At 74.3% G+C, this 5,069-nt stretch carries 6 protein-coding genes; 4 read left to right on the top strand and 2 right to left on the bottom strand.

The window, feature by feature from the left end:
- Both E4099_RS28825 and E4099_RS28820 read right to left on the bottom strand, forming a co-directional pair.
- Window positions 1-338, bottom strand: a 338-nt coding sequence (locus E4099_RS28825) for an LLM class flavin-dependent oxidoreductase (protein WP_209446785.1), incomplete at its 3' end; no start/stop codon positions are given.
- A gap of 100 nt (window positions 339-438) precedes the next feature.
- Window positions 439-897 (bottom strand): MarR family winged helix-turn-helix transcriptional regulator, encoded by a 459-nt coding sequence (locus E4099_RS28820; RefSeq protein ID WP_135342064.1) that lies wholly within the window; start codon window positions 895-897, stop codon window positions 439-441.
- Window positions 898-1,163: 266 nt separating this feature from the next.
- Here E4099_RS28820 and E4099_RS28815 point away from each other — a divergent pair, with 266 nt between their 5' ends.
- From E4099_RS28815 to E4099_RS28800, 4 genes are read left to right on the top strand one after another with little or no spacing between them, the layout of a single operon-like run.
- Window positions 1,164-1,739, top strand: a complete 576-nt coding sequence (locus E4099_RS28815; protein ID WP_135342063.1) for a hypothetical protein — start codon at window positions 1,164-1,166, stop codon at window positions 1,737-1,739.
- A 22-nt stretch (window positions 1,740-1,761) separates the two neighbouring features.
- Window positions 1,762-3,090: a peptidoglycan-binding domain-containing protein gene (locus E4099_RS28810; RefSeq protein WP_209446784.1), complete on the top strand. Its 1,329-nt coding sequence runs from the start codon at window positions 1,762-1,764 to the stop codon at window positions 3,088-3,090.
- Window positions 3,087-3,812: an ABC transporter ATP-binding protein gene (locus tag E4099_RS28805; RefSeq protein WP_135342061.1), complete on the top strand. Its 726-nt coding sequence runs from the start codon at window positions 3,087-3,089 to the stop codon at window positions 3,810-3,812. Before E4099_RS28810 ends, E4099_RS28805 begins: the two co-directional genes overlap by 4 nt.
- A complete protein-coding gene (locus E4099_RS28800; RefSeq protein ID WP_135342060.1) occupies window positions 3,809-5,017 on the top strand; it encodes an ABC transporter permease in 1,209 nt (402 codons plus the stop codon). Before E4099_RS28805 ends, E4099_RS28800 begins: the two co-directional genes overlap by 4 nt.
- The last annotated feature ends 52 nt before the right edge of the window (window positions 5,018-5,069 follow it).

Here is a 5,069-nt window from a genome sequence, read left to right as displayed (position 1 = left end):
CTGCCGAACCGGCCGGCCCCCATGCCGAGGACCACCCGGCCCTCCGAGAGCGCCGACAGGGAGGTCACCATCCGCGCCAGCATGGGGGCCGGCCGGTTCGGCAGATTGGTGACATTGGCGAAGCCGGCGATGTGCCGGGTGCGCCCGAGGACGAAGCCGAGGGTCGCGTAGGCGTCCAGTCGTCCACCGAAGTAGGGGTGGTCCGACAGCGAGAAGAGATCGAGTCCGTCGCGGTCGGCCTGCTGGGTCGCGCGCAGCAGTTCCGCCGCGTCGTCGATGCCCGTGTGAGTGCCGAAGCCGAAGACGGCCTTGCGTGCGGACAGCGCGGTGCCGGCCATGGTGTCCCCCTCCGTGAACAGAAATTCAGTTCGTGACGCGAACAATATTGGTTCGTGTCACGAACTTCAACTTTCCCGTGAGGGTTTCGGCGCCGCGATGTCAGTGCCCGCGACCGCCCGCGGCGCCCTCGTCCGGTTCAGCGAACACCGGGGGGACCTTGTTGTCCCGTACGACGCGGCCCAGCAGGCCGGCCAGCACCTCGCGTTCGGTCGCGCTGAGTCCCGCCGGCAGCTCGTCGATCCGGGCGCAGGCCGCCTCGTAGAACTCCGCCGCCAGCCGGCTGCCGCGCGGGGTCAGGGCGACCCGGACCGCGCGGGTGTCCTGCGGATCCGGTGTGCGCCGGACCAGGCCGTTGCGCTCGGTGCGGTCCACCAGCCCGGTCAGGCTCGACTTCGCCAGCCGCAGCATCGTGCCCAGCTCGCCCATGCCGCACGGCCCGGGCATCAGGACGCACAGCAGCTGCCCCTGCTGCGGGGTGATGCCGTGCTCGCGGCTCGACTCGGCGTATACGGCATTGACCAGGAACGCGGACCGCACCAGCGCGGCCACCATTCCGATCGGGCCATCTTCATGCTTGCTCACCCGATCAGAGTACCTTCACGGACCCCGGAAATTCGTGCTGCGAACTATCGAACTGTCTGCCCCGGGAGGCGGCCCAGGCGTCGAGGCCGAGCCCCTTCTGCCCGCCGCGCCCTCGGGCCGCCGCGAACCGGACGGGTTCTTGATGGGTTCTTCATGGGTTCTTCACAGCGGCCTCCCTACCGTCGTCGCCGTCCGGCCGAGGCGGAGCCGGACGGTGACGAGGCATGAGGAGCCTGATGAGGATGGGTGCGCGAGGCTGGTCAAGCGGTCGGCTGCTGCTGGCCGGGACGGTGTCGGCGATGGCGTTCGCGATGGCCGGCTGCGGTGGCGGCGGGGGAAGCGAGGTCGCGTCCGCACAGGACGGAGGCCCGGGCCGGCAGGGGTCCCAGGGCGGTTCCAGCGCGCTGGCGGAGTACGTGGACGCCCAGCGCGCCTGGGTGGCGTGCCTGCGCGAGCAGGGCCTGGACGTCCCCGACCCCGACGCGAAGGGCCGCGTCGACTTCGGCGACAACCGTGCGGTCAAGAGCGACCGGAAGTACATCCGGGCGCAGGAGCGCTGCGCCGATCTCCACCCCACCATCCCCGACGAACTGGAGCAGTCACTCCAGCCCCCGCTCTCCAAGGCGGAGATCGAGAAGCGCCGGCGGTACGCGCGGTGCATGCAGGAGCACGGGGCTCCCGACTTCCCGGACCCGGACGCGAAGGGCCACCTGGAACAGGTCCCCTGGGACTCCACCTCGGCGGGGGCCAAACGGGCCGAGCGCAGCTGCGGGCCGATCATGGGCGTCCCCCGGAATCCGCCCCCGGCGCGGGGCTGACCGGTCGGGAGGCGAGGGACACGTGAACGACACGGAACAGCGCGAACCCGCCGGACGGCACCGCTCCGGCGAGGCAGCGGACGGCCCCGGGCCCGGGCGGCGCCGGCGCGGGCCGGTCCTGGTGGGGGCCGGGATCACCCTGGTCGCCGGGGTCAGCGTGGTGGGCGCACTCGGGTTGGGCGGAGGCGACGGCGACGATTCCGCGGGCCCGGGCAGAGCGAGCCAGGTGGTGCGGGTCACCCGGGCCACCCTGACCGAGCAGACGGAGATCGACGGCGAACTCGGCCACGGCCCCGAAGTGCCGCTGCAGACCAAGGCGAAGGGCACGGTGACCTGGCTGCCCGAACCCGGTGCGACCCTGCGGCGCGGCGGGGCGGTGCTGCGGGTGGACGACCGGCCGGTGGTACTGCTCTACGGCAGCCTGCCCATGTACCGCGAGCTGGGCCTGGTGGAACACCAGGGCGACGGCGCCCCGGCACCGGGCAGCGGAGCGAAGGACACCGGCACCGCGGGGGACGGCGGGTCGGCGTCCGGCACCGGCGGGAACGACACCGGCACCGGCGGCGAGCGGACACCCGGTACCGGCCGTCCGCCGACCCCGCTGCGCGGTATGGACGTCCGGCAGTTCGAGACCAACCTCAGCGCCCTGGGCTACACGGGGTTCACCGTGGACGACACCTACACCGAGCTGACCGCCGCCGCCGTCCGCCGCTGGCAGAAGGATCTCGGGGTGCCGCAGACCGGCCGCGTCGGCACCGGCGACCTCGTCTACGTACCCGGCCCGATCCGGATCGGCAGGACCGGCGTACGCGTGGGGGCGGACGCCGGCGGCGACCTGCTCAGCTACACCAGCACCGCGCGGATGGCCACCGTGGCGGCCCGCGCCGACGACATGGGCTGGGCGCGGCGGGGTGCCGAGGTCGCGGTGGACCTCCCGGACGGCCGCTCGGTCAAGGGCCGGATCGCCAGCGTGGGCAAGGAGGCGTCCGCGCCGGCCGCCGGCGGCGCGGACGGCCAGGACGGCGGGGCGGGCACCGGCGGCGAGCCGGGGGCCAAGGCGGCCTCGGTACCCGTGGTGATCACCTTCGCCGACCAGCACACCCTGGGGGAGTTGCAGAGCGGGCCGGTCACGGTCCACTCCGTGGCCCGGCGCCGGCAAGGGGTGCTGACGGTTCCGGTCGCCGCCCTGGTGGCCCTGGCCGAGGGCGGCCACGGCCTGGAGCCCGCCCAAGGCGGCGGCACCGGGGCCGGCCGCTACATCCCGGTCACCACCGGCCTGTTCGCAGACGGCAAGGTCGAGGTGAGCGGTGCCCAGGTGCACGAGGGCATGAAGGTGAGGATCCCCGAGTGACCCCGGCACCCACCGCCCCCGCGGCGCACGTCGTCGACTGCGCCGCCGTGTCCAAGACCTACCCCGGCCAGGTCACCGCGCTCCACCGGGTCGATCTGTCGATCCGGTACGGCGAACTGGTCGCCGTGGTGGGCCACTCCGGATCGGGCAAGTCGACCCTGCTCCACCTCATGGGCACCCTCGACCGGCCCTCCGGCGGCCGGATCACCATCGACGGCCACCCGATCGCCGAACTGTCCGACCGCGAGATCTCCGCCCTGCGGGCCCAGCGCATCGGCTTCGTCTTCCAGCAGTTCCACCTGGCCACAGGGGTGCCGGTGCTGGACACCGTCGCCGACGGGCTGCTGTACGCGGGTGTGCCGCTGCCCGAACGCCGGCGTCGGGCGGCGGCGGCGCTGGCCCGGGTGGGACTGGACCACCGCAGCGACCACCTGCCCCACCAGCTCTCCGGCGGAGAGCGGCAGCGGGCCGCGGTCGCCCGGGCGGTGATCGGTGAACCGGTGCTGCTGCTCGCCGACGAACCCACCGGCAACCTCGACTCGGCCTCCGGCGCGGCGGTCCTGGAACTGCTGCGTGAACTCCACTCGGCCGGCACCACGGTGGTGGTCATCACCCACGACCGGGAGATGGCCGCCGCGCTGGACCGCAGGGTGGAGATGCGCGACGGCCGGATCGTCTCCGACACCGGCCCGGCCGCACCGCACACCGGGGGAGCACGATGAGCCGCCGGCGCCGGACACCGCTGAGCCCCGCCCGACTGCGCCCCGCCGACCTCCTCAGACTCGGTGGCACGGGCCTGCGCACCCGCCCGCTGCGGGTCTTCCTGTCCGCCCTCGGCATCGCCATCGGGGTGGCCGCGATGGTCGCCGTCGTGGGGATCTCCAGCTCCAGCCGGGCCGAGGTCGACCGCCGACTCGACCGGCTGGGCACCAATCTGCTGCGCGTCGCCCCCGGCCAGGACGCCGGCGGGCAGCGGACCAGCCTCCCCAAGGAGGCGGTGCCCATGATCCGGCGCATCGGCCCGGTCCGGGAGGTGGCGCAGATCGGGGTGGTCCCCGACACGGCGGTCTACCGCAACGCCCACATGCCGGCCGGGCGGACCGGCAGCATCCAGGTGGCCGCGGCGGGGCCGGGGCTGCTGCCGGCGGTCGGCGGTTCCGTCCGCAGCGGCAGGTGGTTGGAGTCGGCCGCCGACGACTACCCGGCCGTGGTGCTCGGATCCCGGGCGGCCCGCCGGCTGGACAGCTACACCCCCGGCACCCGGCTGTGGCTGGGCGGCCAGTGGTTCTCCCTGGTGGGCGTGCTCGAACCGGTGCCACTGGCACCGGAGATCGACGGCTCCGCGCTGGTCGGGTGGCAGGCGGCACAGCGGTACCTGCGCTTCGACGGCCATCCGACGACCGTGTACGTACGGGCCCGGGACGACCGGACCAGCGCGGTACGGGACGTCCTCGCGGCGACCGCCAACCCCGCGAGGCCGAACGGGGTACTGGTCTCCAGGCCCTCGGACGCGCTGGCCGCACGCGAGGCCACCGAGTCCGCGCTGACCGGGCTGCTGCTCGGCCTCGGCGGCGTGGCGTTGCTGGTCGGCGGGGTCGGCGTGGGCAACACCATGGTGATCTCGGTACTCGAACGCCGCCCCGAGATCGGCCTGCGCCGCGCGCTGGGCGCCACCCGGGGGCAGATCAGAGGGCAGTTCGTGGCCGAGTCGCTGCTGCTGTCCGCACTGGGCGGACTGGGCGGAACGGTCCTGGGCACCGCGATCACCGCCGGATACGCCCTCGCCCGCGGCTGGCCGACCGAGGTGCCGGCCTGGGCCGCGGGGGCAGGCCTCGCCACCACCCTGCTCATCGGCGCGATCGCCGGCCTCTACCCGGCCGTACGGGCAGGCCGGCTGTCCCCCACCCAGGCCCTCGCGGGCAGCTGACCGGCCCGTCCCGTCGGCCGGGGGCGACCGGGGCGGTGGGGGAGCGCGATGG

This window comes from Streptomyces palmae, assembly GCF_004684805.1.
Lineage (GTDB): Bacteria > Actinomycetota > Actinomycetes > Streptomycetales > Streptomycetaceae > Streptomyces > Streptomyces palmae.
Note: the sequence above shows the minus strand (reverse complement) of the source record. Positions and strands in the feature narration are given on the sequence as shown.

Excerpts from the sequence above, each read along its gene's own strand:
- E4099_RS28815 (WP_135342063.1), top strand. The coding sequence starts at position 1,164 with ATGGGTGCGCGAGGCTGGTCAAGCGGTCGGCTGCTGCTGGCCGGGACG.
- E4099_RS28800 (WP_135342060.1), top strand. The coding sequence starts at position 3,809 with ATGAGCCGCCGGCGCCGGACACCGCTGAGCCCCGCCCGACTGCGCCCC.